Source organism: Alteromonas genovensis (genome assembly GCF_010500895.1).
Lineage (GTDB): Bacteria > Pseudomonadota > Gammaproteobacteria > Enterobacterales > Alteromonadaceae > Alteromonas > Alteromonas genovensis.
The window spans coordinates 1-13,238 of the sequence record NZ_JAAAWO010000011.1; the positions used below are offsets into that span (position 1 = coordinate 1).

Annotated in this window: 10 protein-coding genes; 5 read left to right on the plus strand and 5 right to left on the minus strand. The window is 43.9% G+C overall.

What is annotated here, in order from left to right; translation table 11 throughout:
* Nucleotides 1-90 precede the first annotated feature (90 nt).
* The gene (locus tag GTQ48_RS13630) at nt 91-1,653 is read right to left on the minus strand and encodes an acyltransferase family protein (RefSeq protein ID WP_163107169.1); all 1,563 of its coding nucleotides are present in this window, start codon (nt 1,651-1,653) and stop codon (nt 91-93) included.
* 631 nt (nt 1,654-2,284) lie between these two features.
* A complete protein-coding gene (locus GTQ48_RS13635; protein WP_163107170.1) occupies nt 2,285-3,118 on the minus strand; it encodes a class I SAM-dependent methyltransferase in 834 nt (277 codons plus the stop codon).
* Between the two features lie 334 nt (nt 3,119-3,452).
* On the opposite strand from GTQ48_RS13635, the gene pheS reads away from it, so the two are divergent.
* From pheS to GTQ48_RS13655, 4 genes are all read left to right on the plus strand, one after another.
* The gene (pheS, locus tag GTQ48_RS13640) at nt 3,453-4,433 is read left to right on the plus strand and encodes a phenylalanine--tRNA ligase subunit alpha (RefSeq protein ID WP_032095097.1); all 981 of its coding nucleotides are present in this window, start codon (nt 3,453-3,455) and stop codon (nt 4,431-4,433) included.
* A 14-nt stretch (nt 4,434-4,447) separates the two neighbouring features.
* Nucleotides 4,448-6,835 (plus strand): phenylalanine--tRNA ligase subunit beta, encoded by a 2,388-nt coding sequence (pheT, locus tag GTQ48_RS13645; protein ID WP_163107171.1) that lies wholly within the window; start codon nt 4,448-4,450, stop codon nt 6,833-6,835.
* Nucleotides 6,836-6,838: 3 nt separating this feature from the next.
* Nucleotides 6,839-7,138, plus strand: coding sequence for an integration host factor subunit alpha (ihfA, locus tag GTQ48_RS13650; RefSeq protein ID WP_032095099.1), 300 nt, complete (start codon nt 6,839-6,841; stop codon nt 7,136-7,138).
* A gap of 129 nt (nt 7,139-7,267) precedes the next feature.
* Nucleotides 7,268-7,831, plus strand: coding sequence for a hypothetical protein (locus GTQ48_RS13655; protein WP_163107172.1), 564 nt, complete (start codon nt 7,268-7,270; stop codon nt 7,829-7,831).
* A 137-nt stretch (nt 7,832-7,968) separates the two neighbouring features.
* On the opposite strand, the gene ybaK is transcribed toward GTQ48_RS13655, so the two are convergent.
* Nucleotides 7,969-8,454 (minus strand): Cys-tRNA(Pro) deacylase, encoded by a 486-nt coding sequence (ybaK, locus tag GTQ48_RS13660; protein WP_163107173.1) that lies wholly within the window; start codon nt 8,452-8,454, stop codon nt 7,969-7,971.
* Entirely contained in the window at nt 8,451-10,886 is a 2,436-nt protein-coding gene (locus tag GTQ48_RS13665) for a penicillin acylase family protein (RefSeq protein WP_163107174.1), read from the minus strand. Before GTQ48_RS13665 ends, ybaK begins: the two co-directional genes overlap by 4 nt.
* A gap of 123 nt (nt 10,887-11,009) precedes the next feature.
* Between GTQ48_RS13665 and nagZ the strand changes: the two genes are divergently transcribed.
* Complete coding sequence (nagZ, locus tag GTQ48_RS13670; RefSeq protein WP_163107287.1) at nt 11,010-12,026, plus strand: beta-N-acetylhexosaminidase; 1,017 nt, start codon at nt 11,010-11,012, stop codon at nt 12,024-12,026.
* Between the two features lie 69 nt (nt 12,027-12,095).
* Here nagZ and GTQ48_RS13675 read toward each other — a convergent pair whose 3' ends face one another.
* Nucleotides 12,096-13,232, minus strand: a complete 1,137-nt coding sequence (locus tag GTQ48_RS13675) for an MBL fold metallo-hydrolase (protein ID WP_163107175.1) — start codon at nt 13,230-13,232, stop codon at nt 12,096-12,098.
* Nucleotides 13,233-13,238 lie beyond the last annotated feature (6 nt).

Sequence of the window (13,238 nt, forward strand, 5' to 3'; positions counted from 1 at the left end):
TCGATCAACTGCTTGTAACTCATGGTAACTACTCTTGTTTTTTGGCGATTACAGAGTACCACCAACAGGCAGTTGATCTCTTCTCACCATTTAACCAAGAGTGGTGCACTTATTATCTGAATTCGGGCTCTTCAAGTTAAACAAAAAATCATCATACTCTTTGATCCTGATAAGTTTTTCGGTTTGTCTTTTAGAACTTGAAATGGGTAAGTAAGAGTTAAAACTGTAAAACGATGTGAGCACTTTCTCAAACTTAATTTTATTGAGTAATTTTTGGTAGTTTTGCAGATCACCACATCCCCACTTAGGATTCTTCATAGATGGTGTGACAAAACATCCGCTTTGCGTTAGAAAATAGATATTATATTCATTATCAAGGCTAGAGACATAAGGGTAGATTTGCTCAATATGACTTGCGCCCATTACTAATATATTCTTATTTGACTTACCCTTGATAAACCTTATTTCTAGACCTTCAATTTCTATGTTGGGCTCAGGGTAAAACCAGTCGTCTTTAGCTTCTATTGCAGACAAGACTAACAACTGCTCCTTTTGCGGTAAACGAGATAAAAGTCCGTTTGAATGAAAAATGGTAAGGCCTAAAAGGGATGACATAACAGCGAATGGTATCGGTCGTAAAATTACTTTTATCTTATCTAGTCGATAATCTTTTAGGGATTTAGATTCAATATAGTTAAAGCTCACGGCACCGAGCACGATGGAAAGTGGCAAACCAACTGCCCACCAATAAGCACCTAGTTCAAAATAATATCCAGCGACAACTATTGGCCAATGCCAAAGATAAATAGAGTAAGACCATTTTCCGAGAGCATGGGTGAGTTTGTTGTTAACAACAAATGATTCATTGTTGTGAGTGATAAGCACCAAACAAGTACCAATGATTGGCAATGTTGAGGCATAACCTGGCCATGGAGTAGCGGGAGTGAAAATAAAAAACGAGGTTACTATTAGGAGTAAACCGATTAGTTGTAAAGGGCTCTTGGTGTTCGCTTTGAGGTTAAGTGGGTATAGGAAGACTAATCCACCAACTAGCATTTGCCATGCTCTTGTCGGCAACAAGAAATACGCCGCACTACTTGATTTCATCGTCACTAAAATTGAAAGAAGGAGCGCTAAAACAGTGCTAATCGCAATGACAGCTTTTAACTGGTGTAGCGTAAGAAATTTTCTTAGTAAAACTAATACAACTGGATAAATAAGATAAAATTGCCATTCAACAGAAAGGCTCCATGTATGTAGAAGCCACTTTTCATTTGAAGAAGGATTAAAGTAATTCGATTCCGTCCAATAAACTACATTGGATAGAAACGTTAAACTAGCGGCAGAGTGTTTTCCAAGGTTTAAATAGTCTATTGGCGATAACAAAAATAGCCCTAAGAGCATTAAAACAAAGCAGAGAACAGCTAATGGGGGGATTATTCGACGAACACGTGCTTTGTAGAACGATAAAATTGAGAAAGACTCTTTTTCTAAGCCTTTAACAATAATCATTGTCATCAAAAAGCCAGATATAACAAAGAAAACGTCTACACCAGCGAAGCCGCCGGGAAGCCATTCATGATTAAAGTGAAACAAAACGACAGAAACTACGGCTATTGCTCGTAGCGCATTAATATCTTCCCTGAACTTCATTTATATTTACTTCTTTATTGAGGGCTTTAAAAGTCAAACTCATCCCAAATCTAGCTGACTTTATGTGTTACATAAATCATCACTAGTCGAGACTGCAAGACTTTAAAATAAAAAATTGACTGCTCATAGAAATTAAATAATGCAAACTAACAGCCAACTTTGCGGTTTTTTAAACTTCGGGTTCTAGGCCACTTGTCGTCTGTGTCTCTTTGTTGCCAAGAGCGGCTCTAGATTGAGTAAACAAAGCGCTTTGCACTTTTTTGGTGATAATCTGCTCTGATTTAACCTATGAATTTATAGTGTATGAAATACGACGTTTTAACGAACATCTGTTTGAGCGAGTTAGTCCAGACCTTCTTAATGGTTAATTCACTATATCTCGAATCTAGAGAATGGTCGCACAGTTTATCAGTGAATGGAGTTATGAGGGTAACCAAAAATTTATGTGCGCAATTTTCTTAAGATTTTTTAGTAACCTTTTAACAACTAAACCCAAGGCATGTAAAGAAAAGCCTAGCTTTAGACTAAGCTGTCGCACTTTTCACCGTAACTAAATAGAAGAAAAAGCGTTAGAGAGAACCGGCCAAAGTAAATTTCGCAAATACCCAAATATGAAATTAGTAACTTCAGTCTACTTAATAAGAACACAAGTAACAGAAGGCAAAAAAAGCTGAGCAACCTTACGAAGTTTATACGATTTACTCTTTTCAAAAATTGCTTCAACAATAGAAAAATATAGACGGGGCATTCGTATATGAATGTTTTTTGCGCTCCAATAGTATTTCACTTTCTTAAAACCTATTTTTTCAACGCCTTTCACATCTTTGAAGGTCCACTCTTTTAGATGAAAGCACTCTGGAGTATTTGAAAAATACTGAGATACGTCGTGAGGGCCACAGTAAGCATGGGGTGTTCTAAATGCGTAGGCCCCGCCTTTTTTCAAGGTTTGTTTGACTATTGCAAAGTGATGCTCAACATCTTCATCATGTAAATGTTCAATAAGTTGATCGCTAAAAACGAAATCTATACTTTCGTCGCTTATTTGCGATAAGTCATATCCGTCATAAACCACTACAGAAGTATTCTGTGGAAAAGCTTCGTTTTTGTCCCTCTGATCTGATATATCTACACCAATTGCTTGCTTACAGTATTTTGCTGCCTCTTTAAGAAGTCTACCATCACCGCATGCGAACTCGACGAATAATTGTTCGCGCTTTAGAAAGCGTTTGATAAACGCCATTCTATGGCCAACTTTTTTTAGGCTTTCTGACTTGTCATTTCTTTTGGTAAGGCGAGGGTGATCAGGTACTTTACTGAATAGCTCGTCATACATAGAACTATAAATATCTTTTCGTGATGTTCTATCAGCTTCTTTTAACTGCGTAGCCAGCTTTTTCTCAACTTTGTAGTGATTTGATACTTGCTCGAACGAACGATTTGATGGAAGAGGCTTTCTTAACTGCATATCACGATCCCTGTAAATATTTATTTAATATGTTTATTCCTATTTATGCTTTCATGATTTACGAGTATGAACAAATGTTCAAGCTGTTTGTGCCAATCCTAATTCGTTCGATGGAAAAACATACAAAACACTCATTTTTTCAACAACGTAGTGCGCATTACAGCGTGTAAAAATTCCAACTTTCTATCGAATTCTGCCAATATCAGCTATATAGGGTAGCGGTAATGTCTGTCACTCGTGTAAACTATCGTTTTTATTTCAAGCAAGCTTTCGCGCGCAGATTTATTCTACTTATTGCGAGAGCCATGCAGTCATCATGCACATTGAGGAAACCATGGAGCTTGACGCTATTATCAATCAGGCGCAGAGCCAGATTGACGCTGCCGAAGATGCAGCCACACTAGACCAAGTTAGGGTCGAATTTATGGGTAAGAAAGGTAAACTTACCGACTTACTTAAAGGCTTAGGAAAGTTGTCTAACGAAGAACGTCCTGCCGCAGGCCAAAAAATTAACCAAGCGAAACAGGTTATTCAGCAGGCAATTTCTGCCAAAGGCGAACACTTACGCACTGAAGAGCTCAATAAAAAGCTTAGTGAGGAAGCGGTAGACGTAACGCTTCCTGGGCGTACTGAAAAGCCTGGCAACTTGCACCCGGTTAGCCGCACCATTGCACGCATAGAATCGTTTTTCGGCGAGTTAGGCTTTTCGGTGAAAACAGGCCCTGAAATTGAAGATGGTTTCCACAATTTCGATGCGCTAAATATTCCAGCCAATCACCCGGCTCGTGCCGATCACGATACGTTTTACTTTAACCCAGACATGATGCTTCGTACGCAAACTTCTGGCGTTCAAATTCGTACTATGGAAGCAGAAAAACCGCCGCTACGTATTATCTCACCCGGACGCGTGTATCGTAACGATTACGACCAAACCCACACGCCAATGTTCCACCAAGTGGAAGGTTTGATGGTAGATAAAAACGTGAGCTTTACCGAGCTTAAAGGTATTTTGCATGACTTCTTGCATCACTTCTTTGAAGAGTCTTTAGAAGTGCGCTTCCGCCCGTCTTACTTCCCGTTTACAGAGCCTTCGGCAGAAGTAGACGTAATGGGCAAAAATGGTCAGTGGTTAGAAGTACTTGGCTGCGGCATGGTGCACCCGAATGTACTTAAGTCGGTTGGAATAGACCCAGAAGAATACACAGGTTTTGCCTTTGGTATGGGCGTAGAGCGTTTAACTATGTTGCGTTATGGCGTTAACGACTTGCGCGCGTTCTTTGAAAACGATCTTCGTTTCCTCAAGCAGTTCAATTAAGGCAGAGAGTACACATGAAATTCAGTGAAAATTGGTTAAGAGAGTGGGTTAACCCGTCGCTGTCGGCACATGAGCTGTCTGAACAGTTGAGCATGGCTGGCCTAGAAGTAGACGGCGTAGAGCCTGTTGCAGGCGAGTTCACCGGCGTACTAGTAGGTGAAGTGGTTGAGTGCGGTCAGCACCCTAATGCCGATAAGCTTCGCGTGACCAAAATTAACGTAGGTGGCGATGAGCTGCTAGATATCGTTTGTGGCGCACCTAATTGCCGCCAAGGCATAAAAGTAGCGGTAGCCTGTGTAGGCGCGGTACTGCCTGGTAACTTTAAGATTAAAAAAGCCAAGCTTCGCGGCGAGCCGTCTTTCGGCATGCTGTGCAGTTTTTCTGAGCTAGGCATAAGTGATGATCACGACGGTATTATCGAGCTTCCTGAAGATGCGCCAGTAGGTACAGATATTCGTGAATATCTAGGGTTAGACGATAACGCTATTGAGGTAGATTTAACGCCTAACCGTGCCGACTGCCTAGGCATTCGCGGAATTGCACGTGAAGTTGGCGTGCTTAATAACTTAGACGTTTGCGAGCCGGTAGTTGAAGACGTTACCTCTACTGTTGATGACAAGCTTGCTATAACCCTTAGCGCAGACGATGCATGCCCGCGGTATTTAGGCCGTGTGGTTAAAGGCGTTGATGTAACTGCCACATCACCATTGTGGCTTGTTGAAAAGCTACGTCGCTGCGGTATTAGAAGTATAGACCCCATTGTTGATGTCACTAACTTTGTATTGCTTGAGCTAGGGCAACCTATGCACGCGTTCAACCTTGCTAGTATTGAAGGTAATGTGAATGTGCGTATGGCGAGAGAGGGCGAAAAGCTTACTTTGCTTGACGAAACAGAAGCAACCCTTAAAGAGAACACGCTGGTAATTGCAGATGATAACAAAGCGCTAGCCATGGCGGGTATTTTTGGTGGCTTGCATTCAGGTGTTACCACTGAAACGAAAGACATTTTGCTTGAAAGTGCGTTTTTCAGTCGCGATGTGATTATGGGCCGTGCCCGTCAGTACGGTTTGCACACCGACGCATCACATCGTTACGAGCGTGGCGTGGATCCAAAATTACAGCGTAAAGCAATGGAGCGCGCTACCGCACTTGTTTTAGAAATTTGTGGCGGTGAAGCGGGCCCGGTTATTGAAGCGGTTTCAGAAGATAAACTGCCTAAACAAGCTACGGTTACGCTTCGTCGTGACCGCTTAACTCGGGTGCTTGGTATTAGTATTGATGACGCAAAAGTAAGCGAGATGCTTTCTCGTTTAGGCTTAGACGTTACCGCTACCATTGAGGGTTGGAAAGCCATTGCACCTAGCTATCGTTTTGATATTTCAATTGAAGAAGATTTGATTGAAGAGATTGCCCGCGTTTACGGCTACAACAACATTCCTAATGTTGCGCCTGCCGCAACGCTTGCTATGTTGCCTTCCCAAGAAGCGCAGCTGCCGTTAGGTACAATGAAGTCGTTGTTGTTAAGCAGAGGCTATAACGAAGCTATTACCTATTCGTTTGTCGACCCTAAAATACAAAACGCATTGTTCCCTGATGTAAAAGGCATGGTGTTACCGCACCCAATTTCGTCAGATATGTCAGTAATGCGCGTGAGTTTATGGCCAGGTTTGTTGGGCGCTTCTGCGTACAATCAGAAGCGTCAGCAACAGCGAATTCGACTGTTTGAAACCGGATTACGCTTTATACCTCAACAAGATGCGCCAAATGGTGTATTGCAACAGCAAGTAATTGGTGGTGTAGTAGCAGGGCGTCGTAACGAAGAACACTGGGACTTAGGCGATAGCCCAGTCGATTTCTTTGATGCAAAAGCAGATGTGGAAGCTTTATTAGCACTTACCGGTAAGCAGGGTGAGTTTCAATTTGTCACAGGCGAACACAGCGCGTTGCATCCTGGTATGACTGCGAAAATTTTGCTTAGCGATGAAGAAGTTGGCTATATTGGTGCTGTTCACCCACAATTTACTAAATTGCTGGGCGTAAACGGTCGTGTATTTGTGTTTGAATTAGCGGTAGACGCTATCAGTGAACGTAAACTACCTTCTGCTGCACCTATATCGCGTTTTCCATCTAATCGTCGTGATATAGCTATTACAGTGAAAGATGAAGTGCGTGTAGGAAATGTTCTTTCTTACATAGAAAAAATTGGCGTAAATCAACTAGTTGCTCTAAACTTGTTTGATGAATACAAAGGCAAGGGAATTGAACCTGGGTACAAGAGCCTTGCATTGTCACTTCATTTACAAGATCCAGAAAAAACCTTAGAAGAAGCTGAGATTCAGCATGCTGTCGATACTGTAGTTAAAGGTTTGGAATCTGAGTTTGGGGCCGCGTTAAGAGAGTAAACTATGGCATTGACCAAAGCCGAGATGGCTGAACACCTATTCGAGAAACTAGGCATTAACAAGCGTGATGCTAAAGATCTGGTAGAGCTTTTTTTCGAAGAAATTAAAGGCGCTCTGGAATCTGGTGAGCAAGTAAAACTGTCAGGTTTTGGCAATTTCGACCTGCGTGATAAGAATGAACGTCCTGGACGTAACCCCAAAACGGGTGAAGATATTCCTATCAAAGCGCGCAGGGTGGTAACATTCCGCCCTGGTCAAAAACTTAAAAGCCGAGTTGAAAACTCAGCACCTGTCGACGAGTAATTTGCACTCTGCCGCAATTATAACGTCGTAAAACATGAAAAGAGCGGGGAGCACCCTCGCTCTTTTGTGTTTCTTCTTTTTACAGTGCACCCGCACTGAATTTCTTATGTTATTTTTCCGGAGGATAGTGTGAAAAAAGCACTTGTCGTTCTTTCTATTGTGTTCATCGCCATAGCTGCATGGTTTGTTTTCTTATCTGTTGATGCTGATAACCGCGACCAGGAAGCGTCGAACGTACCTGTTATTACCGTAATGGAAATATTGCATGCAAGCGACCTGCAAGAGGGCGTAAAGCAGGCAGTAAAACAAAACAACGATGAAGAAATTCAATACTGGCTTCAGCAAGCCTCTGAGGTTGGTGATGCGGCTAACTTAGCGGCTGACGACCTTGAATACTTGCGCTCTCGCGCAGCGAAAGACTACGTGGTTTTTAATGCTAAGCGCCAGCTCTTTAACGAAGAATTTGAGACTCATTACTATGCATTAGAAAGCATAGAGGGCCTGAAGGCTAAATACCCAGAAGCCCAGGACTTATTTGCCCGTGCTGATGCGCTGCTTGAAAAGCGAGATGCTATTATTCAGCAAATTGCTGTTACTATTGCGGGTAACGACTCACCCAGTGATGCGGTAACAAAAGAGGCGAGAGAGCAGTGGCTTCAACAGGCCAGTGCGGTGCCTGTAAACTCTCGGTAGTAAGAGCTGGGCAGTAAGCGCTAGGTAGTAAGGGCTCGGTAAAACAGGCTCTTAAGCATTCATACCTAAAGCTCAAACTGAGCGCTTTCACAGATAGATTATACAAAGCGCTTGCAGTGATAGCTTATACAGAGCGCTTATATTGACAGCTCGGCAAATTTTGCATTGGTGAGTGCGGCCAGGTCGGCTGCACTTAGCGCGACCTCTAAGCCACGCTTGCCTGCACTGACATGAATGAGCTCGAGTTGTAGGGCACTTTCGTGAATAACAGTAGCAAGTCGTTTTTTTTGTCCTAGCGGGCTAACCCCACCAAGTACATACCCTGTTGACGTGATTACTGCATCGGCACTGGCCATGGTCACTTTCTTTGTGCCTAACACTTTTGCCATTTTCTTTTCGCTGAGTTTGGTGGTAACCGGCACAACGGCTACAGCTAACTCTTTATGTTCTTTGTTTTCCTTGTTGTCATAGCTTACTACCAGTGTTTTAAACACACTTTCAGCGGGCAAGCCTAATTTTTCAACGGCTTCTAACCCATAAGATGAGGCGTTTGAGTCGTGCTCGTATTTTAGCACTATGTGCTTAACTCGCTTTTTTGATAGCAGCGTAATGGCCGGCGTCATTCTTCTTCTTTCTTATAAAATGTGCGTGAATAAATAATATCGCCAGGCAAAAGAGGTGTTGCTGCCTGGGTGGCATAGTCATCAAAACCTGATGTGAAAAATTCTGACAGTGGATGGCCAGACTGCCCGCCAGGTAGTGTGAGAATAGCATTGTCTAAATGCCCAGGACTCACAAAGAAACGCTCTGAAGCACCAAACCCAGTAGACTGTACCGCTGGCATATAGGTATCACCAAAACCTGGAACTGGGGCCATGTTTAACTTATCACCTATTAACGGTATTTGTGCTGAGAAAGGGTGCTTCACTGTTAACGCGTTGACACTTCCCCAGTTAAGCATGTCCATGTTCGCCTCAAGAGGTGAGTATTTATCAAGAAGCTTATGCTTGGCTCGCCTGTAGGCATCTACCAACAACTCATCGAAAGTATCGGTTCCCTCGGGAAGCCAGCTGCTTGGCTGACTTTGTATGAGTTGCCACGTAGCAGGCTCAATGCCACGCAGAAGCGTGCGGCTTTGTACGCCCTGTTCATCAAGGGATGATAAAATTTCACCAAAAAGGGTTTGTACTACTTCACGACGAAAGTGCTTTACCAGGGTATAACCCACAGAGTCGTCGCAAGCACAGGCTCCCCATGTGTTTAAGTAGGTCAGATCTGGCTTAAACTCGACGTTTTGCATAGTGAGTAGGCCACTGAGTAAATTATGCCAAGGAATAAGGAACTGAGCATGATTGTCTAACTGAATGGCGTAAAAATCAGTTTCGGTGAAGGTGTCTTTTTCAAACAGCCGGTCTCTTATTTGTCTGCCTCTTGCCCCAAGCGCATAGCCGCCATCGCCTAGTCGCGATACGTCTTTCGCTGAAATAACCCGAGCATTCGCTGTCCATAGTCTATTAGAAACAGGGTTTTTTACCAAAGGCAGCATGGTTGCCGGGCGAGGGGGATTGTTTCGCATATCTTGTTCAGATATCGCGGTGTACGATGCCTTTTCTCTGTGAAGCACTGCGCCGCCCGGCATCCACGCCGTATTACCCTCACTATCAACCATCACCAAGTTTTGCGTAGGATTGGCAATTCGCTTTCCTATATCTATAGCCTCATCTACAGACTTAGCACCACCAAAATCTGTAATAGCTAAGTTGGCAGCAAACTTGTGGTGGGCAACCCAATTAAGAGCATAGCGTTTTCCGTTGAGCGTTTTAACGGGGCCAAATTCACTGACTTCCATGGTGTATTCATGAGCGCCTGAGGGTAGGGGAATTGTTTCTGTCACTTTAGTAGTTTCTGTATCGCTATTCAGCGCCACCCAATCTACGTTGTCTAAGTTAGCGTTAGTAAAGCCCCAGGCTATATTGCCATTGGTACCCACAACAATGCCGGGTAAACCTGGCAGCGACACGCCTGTAATAGAAACATCTTGCCCTGCGTCACTGTAATTAAGTTGAGTGCGATACCAAATAACGGGTACACGAAGGCTTAGATGCATATCGTTTGCCAGCAGTCCTGCTCCGGTGGGCGTAATATTTCCTGACACCGCATAGTTATTACTGCCTATGTCAGGAAGTTCGATGCCCCTATAGGTATAACGAGCGCGGCTGTAACGAGCGCGGTTATAACGAGGGTCGGTATAACGAGCTAAATCATTAAGCAATACGCCATTAATGCTACGGTTGTTATAAGCTTGAGTATCTGCATTTTCACTTTCATTTTTACTTTCGTCTGCGGCTTTAAACTGACTAGGATATTCAGGAATAGGGGCGTCGGATAAAGGCAGTTCGCTACCATCAAGGGCAGCCTGAAAATGACTTTGCTGGGTTACAAAGCGATAAATGTCATCCCCAAAGGTATCTTTAAGGGCGGTTCTTGCAAGATCTAACTTTACCTGCCCGTCCTGCAAATCTAAATACATGCTGTAAATAACCAAAATACTGTCGGTAGGGCGCCACTGCGTTATCTCCATACCGGCTGCAATGTATTCGAAGGGAAGGGTGGTGTACTCATCAATGGCTTCATTGACGCCATGAGCATAGCGAATAAGCAGCTCTTGTTGTTTACTGGGTAAGTTTTCAAAAACGGTTTGCGCTCGTTGCTCAAATTGGTGAAAACGGGCGTTTTTATCTGTGTCTAATGCTGCACTTCCTACCCAAGCTGATAAATTGCCAGAGGCTGCTCTGCGCTGTAAGTCCATTTGAAAAAAGCGGTCTTGACCGTGAGCAAACCCTAGGGCGTAAGCAGCATCAAATAGGTTTTCAGCGTTTACAACAGCATGACCTAGTGAGTCTCTCGATAGCTGGGTAGGTTGGGTTACGTGATAGGTGGCGCTGTTACCGTCTAATTTGGGTAAACTTAAATATAATGTGGTGTACACAGCAGCTGCAGCAATCGACAACAACAGTACAGCACCAACAACAAGCCACTTGATCCAATTTATCACGTGAATTACTCCCTTTTTTTCTCTATCCTACCCCAACAAACTCAACAATGAGAAGTGATGTTTTATGAGACTAACTGAACGCACAATTCTTGATAACAATAAGGATGTGCTGTGGGCCCATTAATGCTCGATTGTCAGGCCGAAGAGTTGCTGCCTGAAGAAAAAGAAAAGCTGGCGCATCCCGTCGTCGGCGGAGTTATTTTATTTTCTCGTAATTACCATGATAAGCCTCAACTTTCGGCACTGATAAAAGATATTCGCCGGTATGCGAATAAGCCTTTGCTTATCGCAGTTGACCACGAAGGAGGGCGAGTACAGCGCTTTCGTGAAGGGTTTACCGCCATTCCTGCAATGGGCGATATTTTGCGTCATACAAAAAGCGAAGGCGAAAGCGCTGCTCTTGCTCATGCGTGCGGGCTTGCGTTAGCAGTAGAGCTTAAAACACTTGATATCGACTTTAGCTTTGCCCCTGTATTAGATATTAACGGCGTGTCGCAAGTAATAGGTGACCGCGCTTTTGCTGATAATGCCAAAGACGTAGTGCGGCTAGCTGCGTCTCTTATCGATGGGCTTAAAACGGCAAACATGCCTGCTATTGGTAAGCATTTTCCCGGCCATGGCAGCGTAGCTCCAGACTCACATATTGCATTACCTCTTGATGAGCGAGATTTTGACGAGATTAAACACACCGACATGGTGGTGTTTGAACGGTTAATAGAGCGCGAGTTGCTAGATGGCGTTATGCCTGCCCACGTAATTTATAATCAAGTGTGCTCAGAGCCGGCCGGCTTTTCTTCCCGCTGGCTTAAGCAGATATTAAAGAAAGATGTTGGTTTTAGTGGCGCTGTTTTTTCTGATGACTTGTCTATGCACGGAGCGTCTGTTGCCGGCGGCTATGTCGAGCGGGCAGATGCGGCATTAAGTGCAGGCTGCGATATGGTGTTGGCTTGTAACAATGCTAAAGGGGCCGAGCAAATTCTTGATGGGTTAGAAAGGCGTATTGCACAGCAGTCTCAGGAAGATAGCCTGAAACGCGAGCGCGTGATGAAGTTATACGGGCGAGTATTGCCTGCGGGCCTGCGTGAGCAGTACGAAAGCGCAGTAGCACTCATAGAAAGGCTACATCCTCAAAGAGATTAGCAAAGCCCTTCAGAAGGAAGCAGGTTAGAGAAAAGCACGGTAGGTAGAAGTATGCTTTGCTCAATGGCCCTAAGGATGGCTTGCTTTGATGTATTGCGCAGTTGTGCAGTGATAAAGCATATCAAAAGCCGCTTCAACGGTATCGTTACCCACAATGAAAGGGTTGGGGCCGCCTTTTTTAAGCGCAGCTAGCTTCTTGTCGCTTCCATCCATTTTAGGATGGTTTGACAAAAAAACGTCAATATTCTCAGCTAATGCTAATTGACGCATTCTGGCTGCTGACTCGGTATAGGTCTTGATGCGAGATGCATCAGCTCCATAGTTTAGGCCAGTACCTCCCCACAAAATTGCCTTGTGGGTATTACCCTTATTTATAACGTTAAACATCACTGAAAGGGTGCCGGGGGTGTGGCCCGGTGTCACATAAAATGTGAATGTGTTATCACCAACTCTTATTGTGCTAGCATCGTTGACGCCTAAAGTCCCACCAGGTTTTTCGTCTTTAGCTGTATTCTTTTCAAACACTGGAGCTTGGCCCCATCTAGCGCTACTAAACCCACCTGCGCCAGCGGCAAGCCACTTCCATTCTTTACTACTCATGATAATTTGAAGCTGATAAAGGCGGCTAATGAGTGATTGCCCACCATAGTGATCGCCATGCCCATGGGTAATAATTAGGTGGGATATCGGTTTGTTATCTAAACCGAGCGCTTTTAGCCCATCAATGATGTATTTCTGAGCTTGCACTTCATTGTTTAATGCATCGATAAGCACAATAGATTCACCAGTATCAATGGCCCAGCTCGACACGTTTCCAGCGCCGACAAAATAGAGGTTGTTGAATACCTGCATTGGGCCAAGGGTTTGCTTTTTACGAAAACTATTTGTGCGAGAGGGCTTGAGTCGTTTGACGTTGCTGTGCGCGCTTTTTAAGTGCTTTACGCTCATATCGCGCAAAGGAGTTTCAATATCACAAAGCTTTGCAAAACCCGGAAAAATGTCAGCATGGCGCAAGCCTTTAGCTGCAGAGTTTTGCGCTAGTGTTATGCTTCCGCTTTTAGTATTGCGTGCTTGTTTGTTCTCAGCCTCTCCTGCATTCACTCCTAAGCCTAAACCTGAATTAGAAGCACTCGCTACGTTATTTGCTAAAAATATGGATAACAGGGTGATAAATATGGCGCTCGATAAGATGTGTTTAGCCAACATTGCTCA

Coding starts and splice junctions, on each gene's coding strand:
- GTQ48_RS13630 (WP_163107169.1), bottom strand. CDS start 1,653: ATGAAGTTCAGGGAAGATATTAATGCGCTACGAGCAATAGCCGTAGTT.
- GTQ48_RS13635 (WP_163107170.1), bottom strand. CDS start 3,118: ATGCAGTTAAGAAAGCCTCTTCCATCAAATCGTTCGTTCGAGCAAGTA.
- pheS (WP_032095097.1), top strand. CDS start 3,453: ATGGAGCTTGACGCTATTATCAATCAGGCGCAGAGCCAGATTGACGCT.
- pheT (WP_163107171.1), top strand. CDS start 4,448: ATGAAATTCAGTGAAAATTGGTTAAGAGAGTGGGTTAACCCGTCGCTG.
- ihfA (WP_032095099.1), top strand. CDS start 6,839: ATGGCATTGACCAAAGCCGAGATGGCTGAACACCTATTCGAGAAACTA.
- ybaK (WP_163107173.1), bottom strand. CDS start 8,454: ATGACGCCGGCCATTACGCTGCTATCAAAAAAGCGAGTTAAGCACATA.
- nagZ (WP_163107287.1), top strand. CDS start 11,010: ATGCTCGATTGTCAGGCCGAAGAGTTGCTGCCTGAAGAAAAAGAAAAG.
- GTQ48_RS13675 (WP_163107175.1), bottom strand. CDS start 13,232: ATGTTGGCTAAACACATCTTATCGAGCGCCATATTTATCACCCTGTTA.